Source organism: Streptomyces sp. NPDC088766 (genome assembly GCF_044750845.1).
GTDB lineage: Bacteria > Actinomycetota > Actinomycetes > Streptomycetales > Streptomycetaceae > Streptomyces.
Window position 1 is genome coordinate 1 of the sequence record NZ_JBIVKQ010000015.1, and the last position, 25,881, is coordinate 25,881.

15 protein-coding genes and 4 pseudogenes are annotated in these 25,881 nt (G+C 73.6%); 11 read left to right on the top strand and 8 right to left on the bottom strand.

What is annotated here, in order from left to right; translation table 11 throughout:
• Window positions 1-211: 211 nt before the first annotated feature.
• A complete protein-coding gene (locus tag ACIP5W_RS21245; RefSeq protein ID WP_401475601.1) occupies window positions 212-886 on the top strand; it encodes a hypothetical protein in 675 nt (224 codons plus the stop codon).
• A gap of 258 nt (window positions 887-1,144) precedes the next feature.
• On the opposite strand, the pseudogene ACIP5W_RS21250 reads toward ACIP5W_RS21245, so the two are convergent.
• The 4 genes and pseudogenes from ACIP5W_RS21250 to ACIP5W_RS21265 all read right to left on the bottom strand — a co-directional run.
• Window positions 1,145-1,567 (bottom strand): annotated as a pseudogene (locus ACIP5W_RS21250) (RICIN domain-containing protein); the annotation flags it as partial.
• Between the two features lie 51 nt (window positions 1,568-1,618).
• Window positions 1,619-2,908 (bottom strand): annotated as a pseudogene (locus tag ACIP5W_RS21255) (glycoside hydrolase family 30 beta sandwich domain-containing protein); the annotation flags it as partial.
• Between the two features lie 105 nt (window positions 2,909-3,013).
• A complete protein-coding gene (locus ACIP5W_RS21260) occupies window positions 3,014-4,648 on the bottom strand; it encodes a glycoside hydrolase 43 family protein (RefSeq protein ID WP_401475604.1) in 1,635 nt (544 codons plus the stop codon).
• A 31-nt stretch (window positions 4,649-4,679) separates the two neighbouring features.
• A complete protein-coding gene (locus ACIP5W_RS21265; RefSeq protein WP_401475607.1) occupies window positions 4,680-6,326 on the bottom strand; it encodes a glycoside hydrolase family 27 protein in 1,647 nt (548 codons plus the stop codon).
• A gap of 1,638 nt (window positions 6,327-7,964) precedes the next feature.
• On the opposite strand from ACIP5W_RS21265, the gene ACIP5W_RS21270 reads away from it, so the two are divergent.
• From ACIP5W_RS21270 to ACIP5W_RS21305, 8 genes are all read left to right on the top strand, one after another.
• Window positions 7,965-9,467, top strand: a complete 1,503-nt coding sequence (locus tag ACIP5W_RS21270) for an MFS transporter (RefSeq protein WP_401475610.1) — start codon at window positions 7,965-7,967, stop codon at window positions 9,465-9,467.
• Window positions 9,464-11,473, top strand: a complete 2,010-nt coding sequence (locus ACIP5W_RS21275) for an alpha/beta hydrolase family protein (RefSeq protein WP_401475613.1) — start codon at window positions 9,464-9,466, stop codon at window positions 11,471-11,473. The genes ACIP5W_RS21270 and ACIP5W_RS21275 overlap by 4 nt, the downstream gene beginning before the upstream one ends.
• 300 nt (window positions 11,474-11,773) lie before the next feature.
• On the top strand, window positions 11,774-13,705 hold the full coding sequence (locus ACIP5W_RS21280; RefSeq protein ID WP_401475616.1) for a RiPP maturation radical SAM C-methyltransferase: 1,932 nt from the start codon (window positions 11,774-11,776) through the stop codon (window positions 13,703-13,705).
• A 134-nt stretch (window positions 13,706-13,839) separates the two neighbouring features.
• Window positions 13,840-14,526 (top strand): DUF5825 family protein, encoded by a 687-nt coding sequence (locus ACIP5W_RS21285; RefSeq protein WP_401475619.1) that lies wholly within the window; start codon window positions 13,840-13,842, stop codon window positions 14,524-14,526.
• A 332-nt stretch (window positions 14,527-14,858) separates the two neighbouring features.
• Window positions 14,859-15,296 (top strand): lasso peptide biosynthesis B2 protein, encoded by a 438-nt coding sequence (locus ACIP5W_RS21290; RefSeq protein ID WP_401475622.1) that lies wholly within the window; start codon window positions 14,859-14,861, stop codon window positions 15,294-15,296.
• 315 nt (window positions 15,297-15,611) lie between these two features.
• Window positions 15,612-15,968, top strand: a complete 357-nt coding sequence (locus ACIP5W_RS21295) for a hypothetical protein (protein ID WP_401475625.1) — start codon at window positions 15,612-15,614, stop codon at window positions 15,966-15,968.
• Window positions 15,969-16,878: 910 nt separating this feature from the next.
• Window positions 16,879-17,175: a heavy-metal-associated domain-containing protein gene (locus tag ACIP5W_RS21300; RefSeq protein ID WP_401475628.1), complete on the top strand. Its 297-nt coding sequence runs from the start codon at window positions 16,879-16,881 to the stop codon at window positions 17,173-17,175.
• A gap of 109 nt (window positions 17,176-17,284) precedes the next feature.
• Window positions 17,285-19,567 (top strand): heavy metal translocating P-type ATPase, encoded by a 2,283-nt coding sequence (locus tag ACIP5W_RS21305; protein WP_401475631.1) that lies wholly within the window; start codon window positions 17,285-17,287, stop codon window positions 19,565-19,567.
• Between the two features lie 145 nt (window positions 19,568-19,712).
• On the opposite strand, the gene ACIP5W_RS21310 is transcribed toward ACIP5W_RS21305, so the two are convergent.
• Window positions 19,713-20,378, bottom strand: a complete 666-nt coding sequence (locus ACIP5W_RS21310) for an ankyrin repeat domain-containing protein (protein ID WP_401476049.1) — start codon at window positions 20,376-20,378, stop codon at window positions 19,713-19,715.
• 425 nt (window positions 20,379-20,803) lie between these two features.
• Here ACIP5W_RS21310 and ACIP5W_RS21315 point away from each other — a divergent pair, with 425 nt between their 5' ends.
• Window positions 20,804-21,334 (top strand): DUF4396 domain-containing protein, encoded by a 531-nt coding sequence (locus ACIP5W_RS21315; RefSeq protein ID WP_401475634.1) that lies wholly within the window; start codon window positions 20,804-20,806, stop codon window positions 21,332-21,334.
• 237 nt (window positions 21,335-21,571) lie between these two features.
• Window positions 21,572-21,763, top strand: a pseudogene (locus ACIP5W_RS21320) (DUF1731 domain-containing protein); the annotation flags it as partial.
• A 149-nt stretch (window positions 21,764-21,912) separates the two neighbouring features.
• On the opposite strand, the pseudogene ACIP5W_RS21325 reads toward ACIP5W_RS21320, so the two are convergent.
• From ACIP5W_RS21325 to ACIP5W_RS21335, 3 genes and pseudogenes are all read right to left on the bottom strand, one after another.
• A pseudogene (locus ACIP5W_RS21325) lies at window positions 21,913-22,394 on the bottom strand (alpha/beta hydrolase fold domain-containing protein); the annotation flags it as partial.
• Between the two features lie 251 nt (window positions 22,395-22,645).
• Window positions 22,646-23,515, bottom strand: coding sequence for a helix-turn-helix domain-containing protein (locus ACIP5W_RS21330; protein WP_401475637.1), 870 nt, complete (start codon window positions 23,513-23,515; stop codon window positions 22,646-22,648).
• Between the two features lie 452 nt (window positions 23,516-23,967).
• Window positions 23,968-25,881 carry a BTAD domain-containing putative transcriptional regulator gene (locus ACIP5W_RS21335; RefSeq protein ID WP_401475640.1) on the bottom strand — a complete coding sequence of 638 codons (1,914 nt, stop codon included), beginning with the start codon at window positions 25,879-25,881 and terminating at the stop codon, window positions 23,968-23,970.

The following is a 25,881-nucleotide window of genomic DNA, read 5'->3' on the forward strand; positions in this document are numbered from 1 at the left end:
GGGCCGCGCCCGCGGTGCGGGGGCCCGGGGGGGGGGGCCCCGGGGGGGGGGGGGGGGGGGGGGGCGGGGGGGCCGCCCCCCCCCGCCCGGGTCGCGCGACGACGTCGGCGCTCGTACGGCGACGGGGCGCGGGGCGGAGCCCGGTTTCCCGGGCGATGCCGAACACAAGAGCCAGGGCGTAGGCCGTCGGTCCCTCCGACACCGTGACGGCGTGGTCTGGGAGCAGGGCCGGCCCCGGCTCACCGGGCACGTCGAGCCCTTGGCCGCAGCCGATCAGCCGGTGACCGAGGCACTGGACCACGGCACGCTGCCGCCGTCCTGGGTCGCGGCGTCCCGCTTCCCGGCGGATGTCGTCAGCCATGAGGACGACGGCCGGCGAGTGACCGCGGGCGACGAGCCGGTGTTCTTCGGCCGGCGGCAGGAGCACCTCCACGCACGGGTGCGGGCGCGGTTGAGCGTGCGGGGCGCCGGCGGACTGTCCGTGCGTGTCGATCCCCGGCACGCCCTCGAACTCGTCGTGTCCGACGCAACGGTGCGCGCCGTGTGGGCGGTCGGAGGCGTTCGGCACCCTCTCGGGGAGCGCGAGGTGCCCGACGAGGTGGTGCTGGAGATGCGGATGCTCCCTTCCGCGGGGCACGAGTTCTCCACGGCCAGGGGCCCGGACCAGGTGGTCGCGGGCGTCCTGGAGGACGGGGAGTTCACCGAGCTCGGCCAGGTGGACGGCCGTTATCTGTCCACCGAGGTCGCCGGCGGGATGACCGGCCGGATGGTCGGCGTCGTCAGCTTCCACGGCCAGGTGACCCTGCGTTCCTTCGAGCACCTGGGGGCGGACGATCCGGCCCTGCTGGGCGGCGGCTCCGCGGCCCCGCAGCCGTGGGCCGGGTGAGCCCTCCGCGGACAGCGGGACCGTCTCCTGCCGCTTCCGAGAACCGCGCGCGGAGGCACCGCGGACGGGATGCCTTGCGCCGTCCGGCCTCCCCGTCCGCACCTGCCACCTGCTGAAAAAGCGTCTTTCGCCCACCACCACGCTGGTGGGCGAAAGACGCTTGCGGTTGCCCGGCGTGGCGGGCAGGTCCCGGTCCTGGCCCTCGCCGGGCACGGGCCGGGCGAAGCGGGCCGCGGCCCGCAGGAAGAAGGGCTGTCAGCCGACCCGCACGAGCTGCCACTGCTGGTTGGTGCCGCCCCAGTCGGTGTACTGGACGACGCCCGCGCCGTCGGCGGTGGCGGCGTTCTGCACCTCGAGCGCCTTGCCGCTGTTGCGATTGATCAGGCGTACGCGGCCACCGTCCGAGCCGGCGAGCCCGAACTGCTGGTTGGCGTCGTTGCGGTCGGTCCACTGGACGATGCGCGCGCCGTCGGCGGTGGACCGGTCGAGGACCTCGAGGACCTTGCCCGAGTGCCGGGACCTGAGGCGGTAGTAACCGCCGCCCGAGTCGACGAACTGCCACTGCTGCTGAGTCCGGTCGTTGCGCGACCACTGGGTGATGCGCGCGCCGTCGTTGGTGGCGAGGTTGTACAGGTCGAGCGCCTTGCCGCTGTTGCGGTTCGTCAGCACGTACCACGCACTGGTGTCGATCCCGCCGGAGGTCCCGGTCGCGCCGGTCACGAACGTCGTCACGCTTCGAGCGGGAAGCGTGACGGTGAAGGAGCCGTTCGACACGCCGGTCGTGCCCTGGGGCGCGACGTTCCTGCTCGCGTCGGTCAGCCAGGACGAGACACTGGACGCGGTGCTGTTCGCCAGGGTGAACTGCTGGCTCACCGCAGAGGCTCCCTTGTTGATGGCCACGACGACGACCCTGGAGTCACCGCCCAGGTACGCCGAGACGTAGACGTTCGACGCCGGGTTCGCCGTCGCCTCGATCCGCACGTGTCCGGGGCGCACGAACCTGGCGAAGTGCGCCATGTTGGCGCCGCGCTTGCTGATCTGGCCGTCCTCCCGCATGGGGCCGTAGCTGCGCCTGATGTACCACCAGATGTACGCCTGGAACTCGGCGTCCACCATGGCGCGGTGGATGTGCTCCCCCACGTCGAGCGCCTGGGGCCAGAGGTCCGCCGAATCGGTGCTGTTGGGGTGGTAGACCTCGGTCATCCAGAGTTCTTTGCCCGCGCCCTTCTGCTTGAAGAGGGGGTAGGGGAAGTTCGCGTACGGCGTGCCGTAGAGGTGGGCCCCGATGATGTCCACGTTGGCGAGCGCCGCGGAGTCGTTGAGGATCGGGTCGGAGATGTTCTTCAGGTACTGGAAGGACTCGGGTGCGATGACCCTGGTGCCGATCGAGCCGGCGTTCTCCCGCAGGAACCGGACCATTTCGGCGGGAGTCCACCACGTCCAGTCATGGGCGTAGTCGGGCTCGTTCTGCACCGATATGCCGTAGAGGTTCACCCCGTTGTTCCGCAGGAACCCGTTGAAGTCGTTCAGGTGCTGGGCATAGGCCCCGTACATGTCGTACCTGAGGCGTTTCGCATCGGTCTGACTGCCGCGGACGAAGGTCTCCACCATGTTCGCGGGGGGATTCCACGGCGACGCGATGACGGTCGCCCCGAGCTCGATCGCGCGCTTGGCCGTCGCCAGATCGCGGCTGAAGTCCGCCTGTTTCTCGGGGACGGGGATCCTCAGCACGGAGAACCCCAGCCGGCCCTCGCCGGTGCCGAACGCCGTGTCCCGCTGGGCGGCTGTCAGGTCGCCGATCCAGGCCGTGTGGGTCATGCCGCCGAAGCCCCGGATGGTCTGCCGCCGCGCCGACGGGTCGATGACCGCCGTGGCGGCGGTCGTCGCGGCCGCAGCTCTCGAGGCCCCCGCGGCCGACGCCGTGGCCGTGAGGACCGGCAGGGCCCCCATCGTCGCCAGGACGGTCCTCCGGCTCGGCGCCCCTTGCTCCCTGCTCGCGGGCTCATTCCGACCTTGTGTCATGTTCTTCCTCTCTTGGCTGCTGGTCCTGATCCACGCCTTCTCGGTCCCCTCGGCCCGCTCGTCGGAGGCTCCTGGGTGCGCTCTTGGAGCTGGGTTCGCCGAGGGTTACGGAGTTGCCGACTCGAATCGCGTCACCCGCACGCTGCCGCCGAGTGATCTGGTGGCGTGGTTGAAGACGGCGTACCGATAGCCCATGAAGAACTGCCAGGCGTTGTTGAGGGTGAAGGCGGGACCGAGGGAGACGTAGCTGCTGCCGTCGGTGCTGTAGGAGAACCGGGCCTGCCGGCCGGTGCCGGGTCTGATGTCGGCGTGGACGCGGAGCCGGACGAGGCTGCCCGTGAGGGCGGCGCTCGCCCGCTCGGTGCCGGTACCGGTGGTGTTCCAGTTGCCGTCCATGGTGAGGCCGTCGACCATCACCACCCGCGTCGTGCCGCCGTCGCGTTTGAGGCCGATCCAGGCGGAGGAGTCGCGCAGCATCGCCAGCCCCGCCCGGTCGCCGTCGGTCATCCCGGAGAAGTCGAGTTCGATCGTCGCGGTGGAGGTGGGCCCCTGGATGCGATGGGTGAGCGTGTTGCGCGCGGCGTACAGGTCCTGGGTCACCGTCGCGGTGCGCAGGAGCAGGCCGTTGTTCACCGAGAACCTGCCGGTGTCGGGGTTGTGGTTCCACTCCCACTTCGGGCCGAGCCGGGTGCCCTGGAACGTGTCGACGCCGGTCATCGGCGTGACCGGGCGCAGCGGCAGCGGTGCGGTGTACGACTGGCCCCATGCACCGCCCACGAGCTGGAGGGTGGGCCAGCCGTCCCCCGTCCAGCTGATCGGGGCCAGCACGGGGACCCGGCCGCCGGGGTAGGCGTCGACGAAGGCCATGTAGTGCCACTGGCCGTTCGGGGTGCTCACCAGCCCGCCCTGGTGCGGCACTCCGCCCCCGGCGATCGGTCCGGGCAGGTTGAGCAGCACCTGCCGCATCGTGTACGGGCCGAAGGGGCCGGAGGTGGACTTCAGGATGTACTGGCCGTTGGCCGGGCGGGTGAGGAAGATGTAGTAATTCCCGTTGATCTTGTAGAAGCGGGAGCCCTCCAGCGTCCCGACCTCCGGTGGCGTGCTGAACACCTGTTGGGTGCGGACCTGGGTGCGGGCGTCCGCGGAGAGCTGGGCGACGTGGATGGTGGTGTTGCCGTAGGCGACGTACGGGGTGTCGTCGTCGTCGAACAGCAGCCCTGCGTCGTAGTAGGCGTTGGCGATCGTGGCGTGCCGGTTCCAGGGGCCTTCGACGGACGTGGCCGTGTAGAGGTAGGTGCGGGCGAAGTCGATCTGGCCGAGCCAGTAGAACGTGCGGTTGCTGTTCCGGTGGGCCAGGGAGGACGCCCAGATGCCGCGGACGTATCCGCGTCCGCCGTTCAGGTCGTACTTGGAGCCGAAGTCGAGCACGGGGACCGAGTGGCCGGCGAACTCCCAGTTGACCAGGTCGTAGGAGCGGAGGACGGGGGCGCCGGGCGAGTAGTGCATCGTCGAGGCGGAGCAGTAGTAGGTGTCCGCGACGCGGATGATGTCGATGTCCGCGAAGTCCTGCCAGAGGACGGGGTTGGAGTACGCCGCCTGGAGCGGGTCCGCCGCGCCGTGGGACGTCACGGCGGACCGGGCCTGCGCGGTGTGCGCGGCGGGCAGCGCGGCCGCGGCGGCCAGGCCGGTGGCGGTCGCCAGCATGCTACGGCGGCTCAAGGGGTGCTGGGGGTGGGGCATGGGGGGATCGGCCTCCTCTGTCGTGTCGGGATCAGGTGCGGGCCCAGTGCTGGCCGGACTGGTCGTCGCAGGTCCGCAGGACCAGCCGCGAGCCGTTCGCGGTGGCCGCACCGGCGACGTCCAGGCACAGGCCGGCGTGGACGTTGCGGATCGATCCGTCGGCTGCGAGGGTCCACTTCTGGTTGTTCTGGCCGTTGCAGGGCCAGGTGATCACCCGGGTGCCGTCGGCGGTTCCCTGCCCCTCGGCGTCCAGGCACTTGTCGCCGAAGACGCGGATCTCGCCACCCGTCCACGTCGTCCACAGCTGGTTGGCGGCGTTGTGGCAGTCCCAGATCACTACGGCGGTGCCGGACGCGGTCGAGGAGTTGTCGACGTCCAGGCAGCGGCCTGAGCCGGCGCCACGGATCCGGGACGTCTCGCCGGCGAGCGGAGTGCCGCCGGACACCCGCAACGCCGTCACACCGTGCGCCGGGACACTCGCGGTGATCTGGCCACCCGTAGTCGATGTGGTGCCGGTCCACAGGTCGGTCAGGGTGAAAGGCCCGCCGGTGAGACCGACCTGCGCGGCCGAGGTGGTGACGGTGGCGGTGCTCTCACCGCGGTTGGACAACCCGACGGCGACCGAGCCGTCGGACAAGGGCTTGGCGAACACCTCGGTGGCACCGTCGTCGCGCACCCGTCGCCCGCCCGCGCCGAGGGAGTCCTGGTTCACCGCCAGCAGCCGTCGGTTGCGCAGGATCGCGCTGACGTCGGCGGACATGGTGCGGATGTCGTTGCCCGCCATCAACGGCGCGGCCATCAGGGCCCACAGCGTGAAGTGCGACCGCGACTCGGTCAGCGTGAGCCCCGGCCGGCCCACGACGAGCATGTCCGGGTCGTTCCAGTGGCCCGGGCCGGCCTGCGCGGCGAGCGGGGCGTTGACGTCGACGACGTTGCCGACGCCCATCGGATAGCTGTTGACGTTGCCGTTCTGCCAGATGTCCAGCAGGTCCTCGGTGGTGCGCCACAGGTCGGCGACCTGGCCCCAGTTGTACGCGGCGCCGGTGATCGCATGGAAGCTGTTGGGGTTGATGCTGTAGACGACGGGCCGGCCTGTTGCCCGGAGAGCGTCGCGCATCAGGGAGAACCGGGCGACCTGCTCGTCGCGTGTGCCCGCGGGGGAGCACCAGTCGTACTTGAGGTAGTCCACGCCCCAGGAGGCGAAGGTGCGGGCGTCCTGGACCTCATGTCCCATGCTGCCCGTCGAGCCGGGGAACGTGCCGACGCGCTGGGCGCAGGTGCGCTCGGTGGGCACCTGGTAGAGCCCGAACTTCAGGCCGCGGCTGTGGATGTAGTCGCCCAGCGCCTTCATGCCGCCGGGAAACTTGGTCGGGTGCGCGCGCAGGTTGCCCTGGGCATCGCGCTGCGGGTCGAACCAGCAGTCGTCCACCACGACGTACTCATAGCCCGCGTCCCGCATTCCGGAGCTGACCATCGCGTCGGCCGCCTGGCGCACCATGCCCTCGCTCACGTTGCACCCGAAGCTGTTCCAGCTGTTCCAGCCCAGCGGCGGGGTGAGGGCAGGACTTCCGGGCGCTGCCAGGGCCACCGGCTGGTGCGGCGCCGCGAAAGAGAGCGCCAGCGTCGCGGCCGCGGTGGCGAGCAGGCGGGCCAGTCGCCTGCGTGATCGAGCGGGCATTGCGGCTCCTTCCGCCGTGCCCGTCCCGCGGGGTCTGTCTCGCCCCGCGGGACGGGCACGGTTCCGTTGTCGGCTGTGTCGGCTGTCCCGTGTTCAGCAGGTGGAGTCGGTCCGGGTGAGCAGGCTCATGCGCCAGGACGGGCGGACGCGGTCGCCGCCGTGGTCGCTCACCCGCCGCTGCCGGCTGGTGGCGTCGGTGCCGGTCATGGCGAGGGCGACGACTGCTGAGCCTCTGAGCCTTCGTAACCAGCGCCTGAGGGGTCCGGGTGAACCCGGCATGGTCGGCCTGCCTTTCGAGCCTGGAGGGTTCGAGGCCCCCACCAGCAGTTGGTGCCGAGGCGAGGTGGGAGCGCTCCCATTGTGCGAAATCTCGAACAAGGTTCGGTGTGCCGGAGGTTCGAGGCGTACCGTAGTGATGCGGACCACCACCGTCAACGGGTCCGGAGCACAGAAGTCCACTCACGCCAGTCCGAGCACATCCGCCCACCGCGGGGATCCAGGCGGTGTCCGCCCTCTCGATCGCGTCGGTGGCGAAGCAGTCAAGCGCATGCCGCCGCCTCACCGCCGGAACCCCGAACACGAAGTACGTCGGTGACATCACCCACCTGCCCATCGGCGGCGGGAAGCCCTGCCGCCCGGTGACCGTCATCGACCTCGCGTCGCGCCGTCCGGCCGGACGGACGGACGGGAGGACGGGAGGACGGGAGGACGGACGGGTGGACACGGACCTGGCGCCAGCCGCACCACCCGTGTCCGGGATCCGGGGTCACGGCCCGCACCGCGGCCGGAGCACGGCCTGCCGCCGACGCCGCAGCGGCCGGTACGGGCCGTCCGCCTTCGGCAGAGCAGGCCACGGCGTCGCGAAGACGATCTCCGGTTTCCTTTCCCGCCTGGCTCTTTCCCCGCTTTTCTCCCGTACGTTTCCGGCCAATAACTCGAGCCATTGCCGTCGGTCCGGCGATATCCGGGGAGTTGGATTCCGGATATCGCACGGGCCCGCGCGCTTCCGTCGGGGCCTTCCCCTCCGGTGAGGTGCGCGGCGTACGGCGCGTCGTCGGCGGGGGTCGCGTTCGCCACCGGGAAGGCCGCGCATGCCCTCGGCGACGGGTGTGGCGGGCGTGTCCGGCGGTCGTGGCGGGGCGTCGGGGCGCGCGGTGCGGCCGGGGCCGGCCGGCGGCGTCCCGCCCCGTTCCCCGCGCAGTTCAGATGCCGTTCCCCGCACGGAGTGGCGAATTCCGGCGTATCTCCGGGGCGGTCGGCGACGATCCGTGAAGGGCTCCGCACGCCCGGAAGACTCATTCGGCGCCGCGAATGCCAAAGCGAAGCGGGAACCCCGGGCACCGCACCGTCGCCGCCCCGATTCGCCGCCCCGGCGCGGTGATCGCGGATGGCGGGCGCGGCAAGAACCGCTCGTCCCGATGCTGCCGCACGGGGGCCCCGGCGCGCCCCACGCCGCTCGTGTGAAATCGAACCAGCCCTCGTCCAGGCGTCCTTGTCCTCCGCGTCGGCGCCTGGTTAAGCTCCCGACTGTTTCAATTCCTGCACCTTTTCTACACATCTTTGCCAACTGTGGCGCTACTTCGCATGCGATCTCGCATGCGACTTCGAGTGTGACGGCGGAAACGGGGAGGACTGCGCATGGGATCTTCCGTTCCCGAAACAGGGACCTCGCGCGTCCGGGCCGTTTCGACCCCGCCGGTCCTGGCCGAGGACACCGGGCCCGCCGAGGACACCGGGCCCGCCACCCGCGACGTCCGGCTCTTCTGGTGCGCGAACGCCGCCGACTCCCTGGGCAGCCAGGCGTCCGGGGTCGTCCTGCCGCTGCTGCTCCTCGGGCTCGGCTACTCGCCGGCGGTGGTGGGGCTGGTCGCGGGGGTGTCCACGGCGACCGGGCTGGTGCTCGGCCCGCTCGTCGCCGTACCCGCCGACCGTGGCGCGCGTAAGCGGGTGATGTTCTGGTCGGCGGTGGTCTCGGCGCTCGCCATGGGCTCCGTGGCCGTGGCCCTGGCCGTCGCGGAAGGACGGCCCTCACTGGCCCATCTGCTCGCCGCCGTACTCGTGGAACGCACCGCCACCACCTGCTACGAGGCGGCGGCCCGCGGCACCGTGGCCCTGATCTCCACGCCCGGGAACCTCCCGCGCGTGGTGGCCGGGCTGGAGGCGGGTGACCGGGGCGCCCTGGTCGCGGGGCCCGCTCTGGGCGGCGTGCTGTACCAGGTCTCGCGCGCGCTGCCCTTCGTACTGGACGCCGTCTCGTACGCCGTCACGGCCGTGTGCGTCCGTGCCATGCGCTCGAACCTGCGGGCCGACCGGACCGACAACGCGGACGCGGTGGACATGACGCACCGGGCTGACGCGGCGCACCGGGTGGACGCGGCGCACCGGGCTGACGGCGCGTCGGAGCCGGCCGGGCACGCGGCCCGGGAAGGTTCCGTGCCGCGGCCCGTGCCACCACCCGCGCCTCGCTCCGCACCCGGCACCTGGTCCGCTCTGGCCGCCGAGGCGAGCGCCGGAGTCCGGCTCGTCCGGACGACGCCCCTGCTGCGGCTGGTACTTGTGTGGACCACCACCGTCAACGGCGTACTGGCCGCGCTGTACTACGACGCCGTCTTCACCTTGCAGGAGAGCGGCCACGGCGGCACGCCCATGGGTCTGGTCCTGGCGCTGTCCGGCGCCGCCGGACTCGCCGGTTCGCTCGCCGCGCCCCGGCTGGTGCGCGGGCTCGGCCCCGTGCGGGCGGTGGTGACGGTGTCCTGGCTCATGCCCCCGCTCGCCGCCGCGCTCGCGACGGCCGGGGGGCCGTGGGCGTACGGGGCGCTGTTCGGCGGGTTCTGCCTGATCATGCCGCCGGCCACCGTGATCCTCCAGGCCCGGGCCGTCCAGGGGACACCGCCCGAACTCCAGGCCCGCGCGGGCTCCGTGCTCGCCACCGCCGCCGGCGGAGCCGCCGCTGTGGCGCCCGCGCTCGCCGGGTTCCTGACGGCTCACGCGGGGGCCGCCGTACCCGCGCTCACCTCCGCCGGAGTGCTGGTCCTGCTCGCTCTGCGCACGACCCTCGGCGCGGGACGCGTACTGGCGCCGGGCGTGCCGCCGAAGGGCACACCGGCGGGAGACGTTCGGGCGAGGGGGCGGGGCGTATGACCGGATCCCGCTACCAGGTCTACCTCGCCGCCCTGCCCGAGGTCTGCGCCGCCGATCCGGCGCTGATGGCGTTCACCGCGGACGCGAAAGGCCGGTGCGAGGTGTTCGCCTGGGACGCCGGAACCGGGCGCGCCCGCCAGGTCACCGACCGGCCGCGGGGCACCCTGCACGGAACGATCGACCGGGACGCGAACGTGTGGTGGTTCGACGAGGACGCACACGGCGAGGGGCACTGGCGGTTCCAGCCCTTCCACGGCGGTCCCGACCTCCCCGGGCTGACCGGGGTGCCCGCGGGCACCCCGCGCGGCCTGGCCGTGAGCGACGACGGGATCGTCGCCATGGGGCTGGGGGACGGCCGGACGACCACCGTCCACCTGGGCCGGCGCGGCGCTTCCGCACGCGAGGTGACGCGCGTCGACCAGCACGCCACGCTGTCCGGGATCACCGCCACGGCCGGTCTGCTGGCGATCAGCGGACCCGCCGGTTCCGCGCACGCCGTGACCGTCCTGGCCGCGGACGGCACACCGCGCGCCGTGCTCTCCGGCTCCGGGGAACACGGCAGACTCTGGTCGCTCGGCTTCGCGCCCACCGCCGGACGCGACGAACTGCTGCTGGTGCGCGAGGACGACGACCGCTACCTGCTGGCCAGTTGGCGGCCGGAGACCGGGATCCGTACCTACGCGTGGTGCGCGTTCGACAGTGAGATCACCGCCCGCTGGTATCCGGACGAGGACGAGGGGCGCACCGTCCTGATCCGCGAGGACCGCCACGGTCGCAGCACCCTGTACCGGGCCCGCCTGGACACCGGCGCCCTCACGCGCGTGCCGACACCGCCCGGCAGTCTGCTGGACGCGGCGCCGCGAGCCGGTGGCGACGTGCACTACCTGTGGACGGACACGGCCCATCCGCCGCGTATGCACTCCACGGCCGGTACCGCGCTGCCGGCCCTCGGCACCGTGCCGGGACGCGTACCGGGCGACCACCGCGACCTGTGGACGCCGACCCCGGACGGTCCCGTGCACACCTGGCTCAGCCTTCCCGAGGGCCACGGCCTGCCGCAGGGTCCCGGACTCCCGCGGGGCGAAACCTCCGACGGCCGGGCCTCCGAGGACCAGCCCTCCGACGGCCGGGCCTCCGACGGCCGGGTGACCGGCGAGCGGGGCGCGCCGCCGCCCGTCGTCTTCCTCGTGCACGGTGGTCCCGCCGACCACGACCGCGACGCCTACGACGGTGTCGTGCACTCGCTCGTGGCCTCGGGCTTCGCCGTCGCACGCGTCAACTACCGCGGCTCCACCGGCTACGGACCCCGCTGGCGCCGGGCCTTCGGCGCGGGCGTGGGGCTCACGCAGGTCGAGGACCTGGTGGCGGTGCGCGCCGATCTGATCGGGCGCGGGCTGGTGCGCCCGGACGCCGTCGGACTGTGGGGCACGTCGTGGGGCGGCTACCTCACGCTGCTGGCCCTCGGCACCCGCCCCGGGCTGTGGCAGGCGGGCGTCGCCGTCAAGCCCGTCGCCGACGGCGTCGCCGCCTACCGCACCACCACGTCCGCGCTGCGCACCCTGGACGAGCGCCTGTACGGAGGCACGCCCGACGACGTGCCCGAGGCGTACGCCCGCAGCTCACCGATCGAGTACGCCTCGCGCGTGCGGGCACCGCTGCTGGTCGTGGCCGCCACCCGGGACGCCAAGTGCCCGCCCGGCCAGGTGCGCGGCTACCTCGCCGCGCTGCGCGCCGCCGGGGCCCGCCACGAGTCGATGTGGCTCGACAGCGGGCACGACGGCTACGAGGGCGGTGACCACGTCGCCGTACTGCGCCGCGCCGTGGTCTTCCTCGACCGCGAGCTGCGCGGCACGCACCGCGCCCCCAAGACGCCCCCCGCCGACCGGAGGGGGGATTCCGGCCGCGTCCGTACCGAGGCGGCGGCCGGGACAGGCAACGCCGAACACACCGAGAGGAGAACCGCCCATGCAGAAGGACATCATCCACAACGACCCGCTCGAGGGTGACGAGGAGAACCGGAAGCCGAGCGTCGGCGTCACGGTCACCATCCCGTTCCGCAACGCGGAAGACGCGGAAGAGAACTGATCCTCGCCGGCCGGCCCGGCGGTCACCGATGCCGGGCCGGCCGGTCGCCCCGTCACCACAGGGGCGTCCGCCGCAGCGGGGTCGTCCGTCCCGACGGGGTGGGGGACGTCCCGCCACGACCGCGGTCGGCTGCCGGAAGGCCCTGCCTCCCTTTCCGCCGTCCTCCCCGTTCCCCGTTGTTCCCCGTTCCCCGTCTTCCGGCCGTCCCACGAGGAGCTGACATGCGCGTACTGCTGGTCAACATGCCCTGGTCGCCCATCGACCTTCCGTCGCTGGCCCTGGGGATCCTCAAGCGGAGTGTGGACGAGCACGTGCCGGACGGCAGTGCCGAAGTCCTGCACGCCAACCTCGAATTCACCGACTGGATCACCCGGCGCATGGAGTTCACCGCCGAGGACTACGAGTACTACGCACTCGCCTCCTACTTCATGGGCTGCGGCGACTGGGTCTTCTCCTCCGCGCTCTACGACGACCCCGACTGGCGGGACGAGGAGTTCACCACCGCGATGAAGGGGAAGCTCGGCGCGTCCCGGATGCGGATGACCCGCGAACTGCACCGGCTGGTGCCGGAGTTCGTGGCGGACATCGCCCGGCGGATCGTCGACGAGGCACCCGACGTGGTGGGCTTCACCTCCACCTTCCAGCAGAACACCGCCGCGCTCGCGGCCGCCCGCCAGGTCAAGCAGCTCGCACCGCACATCGTGACCGTCATGGGCGGCGCCAACTGCGACGGCGAGCAGGGCGCGACGGTCCACCGCAACTTCCCGTTCGTGGACTACGTGATCCGGGGCGAGGGCGAAGCCGCGTTTCCCCGGCTGCTGTCCGCGCTCGGTGAAGAAGACCCGGACCTCTCCGCCGTGGCGGGGCTGTGCCACCGCGGGCCGGACGGTGTGAGCACCGCCAACGCGATGGCCACCAGCCCGCTGCCGCCCGCCACCATCCTGCCGCCCGACTACAGCGGCTACTTCGAACGCCTCGGCGCCTCCGTGGCCCGCAACTGGGTCGAGCCCAAGCTCGTCGTCGAGGGCGCCAGAGGCTGCTGGTGGGGCGAGAAGCACCACTGCACGTTCTGCGGGCTCAACGGTTCCTTCATGCAGTTCCGCAGCAAGAGCCCGGACACCTTCTACGACGAGATCATGGATCTCGCCCGCCGCCACCGTGTGCTGGACATGTACGTGGTCGACAACATCCTCGACATGGGCTACCTCTCCACCGTCCTGCCCCGGATCATCGAGAGCGGCTACGACCTGCGGCTGCACATCGAGATCAAGGCAAACATGCGCCGCGCCCACCTCCGTACGCTCTCCGACGCGGGCCTGATCTACGTGCAGCCGGGCATCGAGAGCCTGAACAGCCGCGTACTGGACCTGATGGACAAGGGCGTCAGCGGCTGCCAGAACGTACGCATGCTCCGCGACGGCGCCGAGACCGGCCTGTCGGTGTCCTGGAACTACCTGCACGGCTTCCCGGGGGAGAGCGCGGAGGACTACGACCCGGTCATCGCGCAGATACCGGCGCTGGAACACCTCAACCCGCCGGTCGACCTCTCGGCCCGTATCGCCATCGAACGGTTCAGCCCCTACTTCAACCGGCCCGAGCTGGGCTTCTCCGGCTTGCGCCCGGAGGCGCACTACCGCTTCACCTACGACCTGCCGGAGGAAGAGCTCTACGGCCTCGCCTACGTCTTCGAGGCGCCGGAGCGGGGCATCGGCAAACCCACCGTCACCGCGCTCAACGCCGCGCTCGCCGCCTGGCGCAAGCACCACGCCGACGCGCGTCTCACGCAGGCCGACCTGGGCGACCGTATCGTCCTGGTCAGCAGGCGCCGGGCCTTCGAGTGGCGGGTGATGGAGCTGACCGACCCGTACGAGATCGCCGCGTTCCGGCTGCTGGACCAGCCGCACACGCCGTCGGCCCTCACCCGCAAGGCCGCGGGCCGGGTGCCGGGCGGGGCGCTCCAGGAGGACGAGGTGCAGGAGCTGCTCGACCGCTGGGTGGGGCTCGGCCTGGTCTTCACCGACAACGGGCAGTACGTGCACATCGCGCCCTCGGCGGTGAACGAGGACCTGCTGCGGCTGGACTTCATGCGGCACCGGCACGCGGCGCCCGTACCGGCCGCCACGCCGGCCGAACCGCAGATGACCGGAGTCTGACCCGTCTTTTCTCCTCTCTCTTCACTTCCCCTTCCTCAGCCCTCGCCCGGGCGTTGTCCGACCCTCGCCCGAGCGCCGTCCCACCGCCGTCCCACCGCCGTCCGACCGTTCAGGCGCACCTGGAGGCCAGTCCGATGAGTCCCAGCTCCACCCTCACTCCGTCCGCCGCCGTCTGGCGCGACTACGACCCCGTCGCCTGCGCGCTGCCGGGGATGTTCCTCGGCGACATCGAGCTGACCGGTCCCGTCGCCGAGGAGTGCGACCGGCTGTGGGAACTGGGCGCGCGCCGCGTCCGGCTGTCCGACGTCGTGGATCTCGGGGACACGGGAACGCCGGACGCGGCGGCCCGTGCCGTACGAACCCTCAGTCTGGTCAGGGACCTGACGGCCCGCGCGGTGCTCGTCGAGTGGGACCTGCGGCCGGATCCGGACGGGGGCCCGACGGCCGCCGAGGACATCGGCCGCCTCCTGAGCCACCTCCAGCCGCCGCAGCGGATCGAGGGGGTGGACCCGGCAGGGGCGGACGACGCGCTGCGGACCTGGCGCAACGGCCACTACCTCGGCAAGTGCCTCTGGCGGCAGGGTCCGGGCTTCGTCCAGATCCGCGACCGCCGCTGGGGAGATCTCCGCCGGTTCACGGTGGACGAGCCGCACTACCAGGAGGCGATCGAACGCCTGGCGTACGGGGCTCCCGCGTCGGCGGTGCCGTCGGACGCGCTCGCCGACTTCCGCGAGGAGCGACTCGTGCTCGCGGTCGGCGGGGTGGAGTGGTGGCTGCCGTACCGCGTCAACCGCTGGATACAGGAGGCGATGACGATCTGAGGCGGGGGCGTTCCCGCGCTCCCCCGCCCGGCGGAGCGCCCCGGCGGCCGGCCCCGTACACGCGGAGTCCTCCGGCTGCCGTCCCGAAAGCGGGAGGCCGGCGGTCGGTCGCCCCCGCCTCGGGGTGGAGGTCGGCGCGACCGTCCTCGGTGAGCGTCGGCCCGGTGGGAGCGGCAGCCCGGTGACGGTGTCCACGGAATCGGTGGCGGCTCGGACCCGGGCGAACGGCGCGCGGCCGCCGCCCTGGCCGGGGAGTTCGGCATCGACCAGGCACAGGCCCTGATGGACGTCGAGGCGCTCGTACCCGAGCTGCGGAACTCGGGGCCCGCCTCATGACGACGCCCAGCGCGCTGGAACGGCCCACCGGTGTTCCCCCGGCCCGACGCCTGTCCACCCGCCTCGTCCTGCTGCCGGCCGTGGTCCTCGCACTCCTGCCGCCCCGTCGCATCCGCGCCGTGCTCGGCGTCCCGCGACGCGGTGCCGCTCCCGCCACCACCGCGCAGGCCCAGAGGGCACGCGACGCCATGTGCGCGGCCAGTCTGCACTGCGCCGGACCGGAGGGGTGCCTGCTGCGCTCCCCGGGGGCGGTGCTGCTGTGCCGGCTCGGCGGGACGTGGCCGACCCGGTGCACCGGCGTGCGGGTCGTCCCGCTCTTCACCGCGCACGCCTGGATCGAGGCGGACGGCCGTCCGGTGGGCGAGGGCGTGCCGGAGGGCTACTTCGCGCGGCTGGTGGCCGTCGCCCCGCTGTCCCGGCCGACGGACCGATGACCGGCACGCCGGACCTGGACGACGGCCGGACCGCGGTCTCCGAGGGGACAGATCCGCCCGGGCGGCGGTGGCCACGTGGTACCGGCTCGTCGCCGGGCACCGAAGCGCGGTCGCCGTCGCCACCGCGCCGACCCTGATGGGCTCCGCCCTGGAACGGGCCCAGCCGCTCGTCGCCGAGCACGTCGTGGACGCGAGCGGCCGCGGGCAGGACGTCCGGCCACTGCCGGCACTCCCCGGCACTCCCCGGCACGCCGTTCGTCGCCGAGGCGGCGACGGGAGCCGCGAGGCGCTCCCTCCTGGAACGGACGGGCGAAGGTGTCGTACGGCAGCTACGGCACGCACCGGTGGGACGGCTGCTCCGGCCGGAGACGCGGGAGCCGGCCGGAGACGCGGGAGTACGACCGTCACCGGCGCGGCGGCCTCGCCTCCCTGGTGACCGCCGGCACCGCCCTGCTCCGGGAGGTCGTGTCGCAGGCGCCCGCCGAGCCGGTGACGGGCAGCTTCGTGGCCACCGGGGCGATCGTCCTCACGGCGTGGCTCGGCCTCCTGCGGCTGCTCCTGGTCGCCGTCGTCGTGGCCGCGGCGGCTCTGGTCGTCGCGCACCGCCTGTCCACCGCGCGGCGCGCCGGCCACATCGCCGTGCTGTACGACGGCCGCACCACGGACGCCTGACGCCTGACGCCTGACGCCACGAGGAGTTGCCGGCCGGCAGTGCTCTCCACCGCGAGCCGGCCGCTCCGGCCGGGCGGGGGCCTGGGGAGCGGGAACCGCGCGGAAACACCGGGAGGGGAGGCCCCGCCGTCCGGCCGGGAACAGCACGCCGCCCCGGACGGCGATCCGCACCGGCCACCGCCAGGCAGCGATGCGCGTGCGCGTCCCCGACCGGGGAGTCGTCCGGGCGCGCTCGCACGGCCGCCGCGCCGCGCGGCTCACCGTGGCGGCCGACAGCAGCACCATGAACCCGCCGAGGAGTCCGGCCGCCTGCCGCGGATCGTCGCCCGGGGACCGGAACGCCTGCTCCGGCCCGGCTTCCCCCTCCCCGCCGAGGCCGAACGCGGCATTCGCAAAGGCGAGGAACCCGCCCCGCACCCGCACCGGCACCGGGGCGTAGACGCTCACGAGTCGGCGCGGAGGACCGCGGCCCGCTCGGACAGCTCACCGGCCCGATGGCGCCACCGCGACCGGCAGCCCCCGCCCCCGGGACCGACGCGGCCCGGCCGCTTCTGCCGCCGCGCGCCGGTCCCGGGGGCGGACGGCGGCGGCTGCCGGTGGCGGCGACGTCCGGGCACGGCGACCGGGTCCGATCCGCCGGTGACACCCCGGCGGCGGTCTCCGTCTCGCCGCTCCCTCCCAGGCTCCGGAATGCGCGACGGCGCGTGCCGCGGCACGTCGTGGAGGGCCGGGGCGCGGAGCCGGTGAGCGGCGGCCGCATCCCACTCGTCCCACGGGCTCAACGGCGTCGGCCGCCGCGGGACCCCCAGACTTCCGCCATACCCCCCAGGGGTATATAGTCGGTCTCGTCGGAAGGGGTGGACCGAGCCCCTCCGGAAGCGACCCACGCATCGAAGCCGAGGAAGACGCCATGACCGACCTGAAGAACTCCGGATCCTGCTGCTCCACCGACGGCTCGTGCCACTCGGGCGCCGCGGCCGGCACCCGGGACGGCGCCGTCACCACCGTCTACAAGGTGTCCGGCATGACCTGCGGGCACTGCGAGGGCGCGGTCTCGCGGGAGATCTCCGCACTCGACGGCGTCACCGCGGTCACGGCGGTCGCCGGGACCGGTGAGGTCACCGTCACCTCCGCCGCCCCGCTCGACGAGGAGGCCGTCCGCACCGCCGTCGACGAGGCCGGTTACGAGCTCGCCGGCACGGCATGAGCCCGTCCGGGGCCCGACAGCCCCGGAGCACGCGCATTCCTCCCCGCCGGGGCGTGCCGCTCCGCTGATACGGACGCCGCACGTCCCGGCCCTCCCCAGGAGTATCTCCATGACCAGCACGGCTCCCGAGAAGACGCTTCCCGACCGGGCACCCGCGCCCGTCTCCGAGGTCGAGCTCTCCATCGGCGGCATGACCTGCGCCTCCTGCGCGGCCCGCATCGAGAAGAAGCTCAACCGGATGGACGGCGTCACGGCGACCGTCAACTACGCCACGGAGAAGGCGAAGATCTCCTATCCGGACGGGATCGAGGTCGCCGACCTCATCACCACGGTCGAGAAGACCGGCTACACGGCCGCGGAGCCGCCCCCGCCCGCTCCCCCGGGCGACGAGGGCGGGGCCAGGAGCGCTGCGCCCGCCGCCGACCACGAGCTGGTCACCCTGCGGCAGCGTCTGCTCGTGTCGCTGGCCCTCTCGGTGCCCGTGGTGCTGATGGCGATGGTCCCGGCCCTCCAGTTCGAGAACTGGCAGTGGCTGTCGCTGACCCTGGCAGCTCCGGTCGTGGTCTGGGGCGCGTTCCCCTTCCACCGGGCCGCCTGGACGAACGCCCGGCACGGCGCGGCGACCATGGACACGCTGGTGTCGATCGGCACGCTCGCCGCCCTCGGCTGGTCGCTGTGGGCACTGTTCTTCGGCACCGCCGGCATGCCGGGCATGCGGCACGGCTTCGAGTTCGCCGTCTCCCGCTCCGACGGCTCGTCCTCCGTCTATCTGGAGGCCGCGGCCGGCGTGACGACGTTCATCCTCGCCGGGCGCTACCTGGAGGCGAGGTCCAAGCGCAAGGCCGGTGCGGCGCTGAGGGCGCTGCTGGAACTGGGCGCGAAGGACGTCTCCGTGCTGCGGGACGGCACCGAAGTGCGCATTCCCGTCAACCAGTTGGCGGTCGGCGACCGCTTCGTCGTCCGCCCGGGCGAGAAGGTCGCGACCGACGGGACGGTCGTCGAGGGCGCGTCGGCGGTGGACGCGTCCATGCTGACCGGGGAATCGGTGCCCGTCGACGTCAGCGTCGGTGACGCGGTCACCGGGGCGACCGTGAACGCCGGTGGACGCCTCGTCGTCGAGGCGACCCGGGTCGGCGCCGACACGCAGCTGGCCCGCATGGCGAAGCTGGTCGAGGACGCCCAGAACGGCAAGGCCGAGGTGCAACGTCTCGCCGACCGGATCTCCGGCGTCTTCGTCCCCGCCGTCCTGCTGATCGCTGCCGCCACCCTGGGCGCCTGGCTCGGGTTCACCGCGGACCCGACGGCCGCCTTCACCGCCGCCGTGGCCGTCCTGATCATCGCCTGCCCCTGCGCCCTCGGTCTCGCGACGCCGACCGCCCTCATGGTCGGCACCGGCCGCGGTGCCCAACTCGGCATCCTGATCAAGGGACCTGAGGTCCTGGAGTCCACCCGCCGGGTCGACACGGTCGTCCTCGACAAGACCGGCACCGTCACGACCGGCCGGATGCAGCTCCACGACGTGTTCACCGCACCGGGCGTGGACGAAGGCGAACTGCTGCGCCTCGCGGGCGCGTTGGAACACGCCTCCGAGCACCCGATCGCCCGGGCGGTCGCCGCCGGTGCCGCGGACCGGGCGGGAGGCCTGCCGGTGCCCGAGAACTTCCAGAACGTCGCCGGTCTCGGCGTCCAGGGCGTCGTCGACGGACACGCCGTACTGGTCGGCCGCGAGAAGCTCCTCGAGGAGTGGGCGATCGAGCTGCCCCGCGAACTGGCCGGGGCAAAGGCCGCCGCGGAGGCCGAGGGGCGCACGGCGGTCGCCGTCGCCTGGGACGGCGAGGCCCGCGGTGTCCTGACGGTCGCGGACGCGATCAAGGAGACCAGCGCCGAGGCCGTGGCCGAGCTGCGTCGGCTGGGGCTGAAGCCGGTGCTGCTCACCGGCGACAACCAGCGCGTCGCCGAGTCGGTCGCCCGCGCCGTCGGCATCGGCGAAGTGATCGCCGAAGTGCTGCCGCAGGACAAGGTCGACGTCGTCAAGCGGCTCCAGGCCCAGGGCCGTACGGTCGCCATGGTCGGCGACGGCGTCAACGACGCGGCCGCCCTCGCCACCGCCGACCTCGGTCTGGCGATGGGCACGGGCACGGACGCGGCGATCGAGGCCGGCGACCTGACCCTCGTACGGGGCGACCTGCGCGTGGCGGCGGACGCGATCCGTCTCTCCCGCAGGACCCTGTCCACCATCAAGGGCAACCTGTTCTGGGCCTTCGGCTACAACGTCGCGGCCCTGCCGCTCGCGGCCCTCGGAATGCTCAACCCGATGATCGCGGGCGCCGCGATGGCCTTCTCGTCGGTCTTCGTCGTCACCAACAGCCTGCGGCTGCGCTCCTTCAGGTAGCCGCCCGCGCCGCACTCACCGCCGCCCGGTCGCTGTCCGCAAGGACAGGGGCCGGGCCGCGGTGTATCGGGGCGGACGCGGGCCGGGCGGTGGGCGACTCGGTCCGGTACCCGCACCTCACCGGCAGGTCGCCGGCGGCAGGGCGTCAGCGGCGCCGGTCGGGGCCGGTCGGCGGCACGCGCCCGCGGTCGGTCCTGGACCAGCCCTCGGGGGTCACCCGGTAGTGGTCGCCGTCGTCGGCGTCCATCCGCGAGTGGCCGTGCACGTGCAGGACGTCCTCTCCGAGGCGGTAGGTGAAGCCGCCCATCATGCCGACCACGCGGAAGACGATCTCCATGGCCGGGGCCTCCGTCAGGGGAGACAGCGGCGGCAGCAGATGCTCGGTCCTCTCGAAGCAGTTGCCCGTGCGGTCCCGCAGCAGCGCGTGGAAGTGCCGCTCCAGTGCCTCGGCAGGGGCGGGGAGTCGCCGTACCACGGCCGGCTCCAGCAGTTCCAGCAGACGCGTGTGCCCCCGCTCGCGCGCGATGTCCAGGGCGCGGCGCCCGTCCCGGGTGCGCCGGGTGCGCCAGGCGCCGTGCGCGATCAGCCGGGACACGACCGCGAAGTCCGCGCCGTGCCAGGCCGCCTGGTGCAGCGGGGCGAAGCCGCTCCGGTTCCCGGGCCGCGGGAGATTGACCCACTCCGGATGACTTCCCAGCTCCTCGAAGAGGCCGTTCCAGTCGGCGTCCCGGACCATGTCCGCGAACCGGTCCCGCTCCTCCAGGTACCAGTCGCCGAAACGTTCGCGGTCGGTGAGGCCGTCCCACTCCATCCTGATCACGCGGACACGCTAGCCGACCCCGCCGGGGCCGGTTCCGGCGCGGAGTTCAGCTGTCCCGCCGCGGACCGTGGCAGCCGGGGAACACGTCCGCCCCGCTGACGGCGAGGTGGTCCGTGAGGCCGTCGTCGACACGGGTGCCGTGGGCGCTGAAGACCATGCGGGAGGGGAAGGACCAGCAGCGCGTGGAGCCGGACGATCACGGCCTGCAGGGCGGGGGTGACCAGCCGCTCCCTGGTCCGCCGGGGCGCGAAGGCGGTCGCCGACGGCAGTCGGTGAAGGCAGTGGGTGAAGGCAGTCGGCGAAGGCCGGCGACAGGGTCCGGCACACCCTTGCCATATACCCCCCGGGGGTATATGGTCGGTGGCTGTGGGGCTCAGGAGGACGGGCCGCACTCGACGGGAATGGGGATGACGGTCATGGACCACACCGCTCACCACACGACAACCGGGCATCACCACACGACGCACGAGGACCAGCGCGGCCACGCCGGCCGTGGGACGCACACGGGTTCGGGGGCATCCTGGGGCACGGCGGTCAAGGCGACCCTGCACTGCCTCACCGGCTGCGCCATCGGCGAGATCCTCGGCATGGTCATCGGCACCGCCCTGATGTGGGGCAACGTGGCCACCATGGTCCTGGCGATCGCGCTGGCGTTCCTCTTCGGCTACTCGTTCACCCTGTTCGCCGTCGTCCGGGCCGGACTCGACCTCAGGAGCGCGATCAAGGTGGCGCTCGCCGCCGACACCGTGTCCATCGCCGTGATGGAGCTCGTCGACAACGGCATCATCGCCCTCGTCCCCGGCGCGATGGACGCCCACCTCTCCGAGGCGCTGTTCTGGTCGGCCCTGCTCGGCGGCTTCGCGGTCGCCTTCCTGATCACCACCCCGGTCAACAAGTGGATGATCGGCCGCGGCAAGGGCCATGCCGTCGTCCACGCCCACCACTGACGATCAGCACCGACCGGCGTGACGTGTCCGGGCGCCCCGTGCCGAACGGGGCGCCCATCCGCAGGTTCCGGCGGCCGCGGCACCGCGGCCCGTTCCACCACGGCCGGTACCGGCCCTCCGCGCGGAGACAGCCCGTCCGGCCGGGCGGTGACCCGGTTGCGGGGGCAGCCCCCGTCGGGCACGGTGCGCACCGGCTCGGCACAGCCGGCTCCGGCAGGCCCTGGCGACCGGCCGAAGGCGTGGGGCGTCCCGGTGGGCCTCCCGGCGACCCGGTGGATGGCCGGACTCGGCGCCCTCGCCCTGCGGTCGGGCACCGAACTCCTGCTGAAGAGCCGCCGCGTCACCCCCGGCCGCCTCCTCAGAGCGGGCTTCGCCTTCGACCACCCCGAGTGGCCGGGAGCGGCGCAGGACCTGGTGCGGCGGCGGAGGCGGGGCGGCGGGTTCGGCGGGGCGATCACGGGGATGCGGTCGCGCTGGAGTTCGGTGATGACACCGGACCAGCTGCCGGCGTCGGCGAACGCGCCGTGGACGAGGAGGACGGTGGGAGTGGTGCTCATGGCGGCTGTCTCCTCGGGTAGGGCGGTGTGCGGGGCGGTGCGGAGGGTGCCGGCCGCCCGGGTGATCGCGGCCTCGGCGGCGTAGGTCTCCCGCAGGGCGTTGAGCATGACGAAGTCGTGGACGATGCCCTGGTGGCGGACGACGGTGCCGGGGACCCCGGCCTGGCGCGGCTTGTCGGCGTAGGCCTCGCCCTCGTCGCGCAGGACGTCGGCCTCGCCGGTGATGACCAGGGCCGGTGGCAGACCGGTGAGCTGGTCGACGGTGGCGCGCAGCGGGGAGGCGGTGATCCGGGCGCGGACACTGCCCGTGGGGCCGCCGGAGGCGGTGATCCACTCCTCGTCCACGGCGGGCTGTCGGTCTCGCCGGACTGCGCCTCGTCGACGGCCTTGCGTCCCTCCGTCGGCGCCGGGTCGAACAGGTACGGCGGGTTCGTGGTCGCCTCCACGAACGCCTGGGCGGCGGGTTCCAGCACCGGCGCGGCCGGCTCGACGACGTCGGACATGGGATTCTCCTGCTGCTGACCGTGTGCGTCTGCCCTGCCCGTTCACGCTGGAGACGCTCCACGGAAGGGAGTTGTCCGCAGGTGCAACGGCAGTGTGCTCAAAGCGCACAGCGCGTGACGTCCGGCCGACCCCGCCTCGACGGCGCGGGGAAATCGACCGTCCGCGGCCGGAACCCGCCGATGACGGTGCCGACGGCGGAGTCAGGGGGAAGCCGACGACGGTGCCGCCGCCGAAGCGCGCCGCGACGTCGTCAGCCCCGGCCCGCGCGGTCCCGCCACTCGCGGGGGGACATGCCGTAGGCGGTGCGGAAGACGCGGCTGAAGTGCGTGGCGCTCGTGAAGCCCCAGCGGCCCGCCACGGCGGCGATGGTGCGGCTGCCGTGGCCGTGGCGCGTCAGGTCGCGGCGGCACTCCTCCAGGCGGCGGCGCAGGATCCAGCGGCCGACCGTGGTGCCCTCGTCCTGGAACAGCTTGTGCAGGTAGCGCACGGAGATGTGATGGGCGCGAGCGAGGGTCTCCGGGGACAGTTCCGGCTCCGTCAGGTGCAGTTCGACGTACTCCATGATGCGGGCCGTCATCGGCGACGCCGGGGAGCCCGGTCCCGGGGTGAGGGTGCCGAGCTGTTCGGCGGCGAGGGTCGCCAGGAGGTTCACGGCGTTCCCGGCGAGCATCTCGCCCACCGGCGGCCGGGCCTCGGCCGCGGTGCGGGCCAGGTCGGACAGCAGCGGTGAGAGCAGCGCGCCGAGCCGGGAGGTCCGGGCGACCGGGGTGCGCGTGATCCGTCCCGCGTCGGCGGAGGTGAGTCCCAGCAGGTCGGTCGGCACGAGGAAGACGGTGGCGCGGAACCGTTCGGGGAAGTCCAGGGCGGGCGGCCGGCGTGCGTCGTAGAAGCAGATGTCGCCGGGGGCGAGGCGCACGCCCACCGGGTCGGGGGCGGGCAGGCGGGTGGCGCCCCGGAGCCCCACGAAGAGGTACTCGCCGGCGTCCCGTGCGCGCGGCCGGTGCTCCGGCCGGGATCCCTGCTCGCCCGGCAGCCGGCCGGGACCGGTCTCGGCGGTCATGATCTCGACGCCCAGGGGCGTCCGGCAGATGGGTGTGTCGATGGTGCTGGTGGTGGACATCTTCCGCCGTTGCCTCCTGAGTGAGCGACTGTCTGACGCGTCGTCCGGACGGTAGGCCGGGAGATGTGCAAAAAGAGTGACAACGCAGTGACAGCGGCGGCGCACGCTCGGCTCGTCCGGCGCGTGCGCCGCATCCGCCGCATCCGGCTCGTCCGGCGCATCCGGCTCGTCCGGCGCATCCGGCTCGTCCGGCGCACTCGGCTCGTCCGGCGCTTCGCCGTGTCCGGCGCTTCGCCGTGTCCGGCGCTTCGCCGTGTCCGCCGTGTCCGCTGCGTCCGCTGCGTCCGCTGCGTCCGCCATGCTCGGCGCGCTCGGCCCGTCGGGCCCGTGCGCCGTGTCCGGCGCCCGGCGCGCCCGCCACCATCCGACCCGTCGGGTGCATCCGCCGCGCCCGGCGCACTCGGCGCCCCAGGCGCTTCGCCGCGTCCGGCGCATCCGCCGCGCTCGACGCGTCAGACGCATCCGCCGCGTCCGGCGCCTTCGGCGCGCTCGGCGGCGAAGGCGCGCAGCAGGTCGTGCAGGGTGTGGTGGCCGGGGGCGTGTTCGGTGATCAGGTGGGCTTCGGCGAGTTCGCCGAGGAGCCGGCGGGTCCCGCGGACCGGCAGCCCGGTGAGCGTCGCCGCCGACGCCGGGGTGATGTCGGTCCCGAGGTGGCGGGGCAGGAGCCGGAACAGCCGTGCGGCCTCGGGGCTCAGCAGCCGGTAGGAGCCCAGGAAAGCGGCCCGGACGTCGGCCGTTCCGCCGGGGTCGGCGAAGGCCTCCAGGGTGCCTCGCGTCGCACGCAGGTGGGCGGCGAGGCCGGTGAGGGGCATCCGGCGGTCGGCCGCCCGCCCGGCGACGGCGGCCAGCGCGAGGGGCAGCCGGCCGCTCCGGGCGACGATCTCGTCGGCGGCCAGGGGCTCGGCGGCCGTACGGTCGTCGCCGATCATCCCGGCCAGCATCGCGCGGGCGTCCTCGGCCGGGGGCGGCTCCAGGCGCAGCGGGCGGGCGCCCGAGGCGATGAGGCCGGGCAGGGCGTGGCGACTGGTGACCAGCGCCAGGCAGCCCGGTGCGGCGGGCAGCAGCGGACGCAGTTGTTCCGTGCCGGCCGCGTCGTCGAGGACGACGAGGACGCGCCGGCCGGCCAGCAGGGTGCGGTACAGGCCGGTCAGAGCGGCAGGCGCGGCCGGCATCCGGGCCGTGGGGACACCGAGGGCCGCGAGCACCGTCCGCAGCGCCTCCTCGGGCTGCGCCGCGGTCCCCGCCGGGTCGCTGCCGCGCAGCGCGACGTGGAGGTGTCCGTCGGGGAAGCGACCGGTGGCCCGGTGGGCCCAGTGCACGGCGAGGGCGGTCTTGCCGACGCCCGCCATGCCCCCGACGAGTACGGCCGCCGGGGTCCCGGCGCTCCCCCCGGCCGCGTCCCACGCCGCCGTCAGCCACTCCAGCTCGGCCGTGCGCCCCGTGAAGCGGGCGGGACCGGAAGGAAGCCGGGCGTGCCCCGCGGACGCCGTACGGTCCGGTACGGCGGGGGCGGCGCCCGACCTGCCGTCGACGTCCCGCGGGTCCGGGCCCACCCGTACGGCCGGGGCCTGCCGGCCGAGGCGCACACGTGGCCCCGCCGTCAGCCGGCCCACGTCCTGGCGCAGCACGCGCGTGTGGGCCGCCACCAGTTCGGCACCGGGGGTGGTGCCGAGATCGGCGGCAAGCCGGCGGCGGACCTCCTCGTACGCCGCGAGGGCCTCCGCCTGGAGGCCGCAGGCGGCGAGGGACAGGACCAGCCGGGCGTGCAGCGGTTCGTCGAGCGGATCGAGCGCGGCGGCCCGGCGCAGGGCGGGCAGGACCTGTGCGGCCCGGCCGCACAGCAGGGCGGCGTCGGCCGCCAGCCGGGCCGTCTCGAGGAGTTCGCGGCCGAGGGCGGTGAACTGGACGTGCTCGCGCGCGGCGGCGGGGATGCCCATCGCCACCGGTCCGCGCCACTCCCCCAGGGCCCCGATGAGGCGCAGGGCCGCCGTCTCGGCCCGGCCGGTGGCGGCCGCCCGCTTGCCCTGCCGGGTGAGTTCGCGGAAGCGCAGCAGGTCGACCTCGTCGGGGGCCGCCTCCAGCAGGTGGCCGCCGGGGTGGCGCAGCAGGCGTCGGCCGGGGGCCCGGGGCGGCAGTTCCGGCTCCAGCAGGCGTCGTAGCGCGCCGATGTAACGGCGCACCACGTTCGGCGCGCTGGCGGGCGGTCGTCCCGGCCACAGCAGGGCGAGCAGCTCGCCGGTGGGCACCGGCCGGCCCGCGCAGGCCAGGAGCAGGGCGAGCAGGGCGCGCTGCTGGGGGAATCCGAGGTCGAGTTCCGCGTCCTGGCGCCACACCCGCACCGGTCCCAGTACCTCGAACCTCGTCAC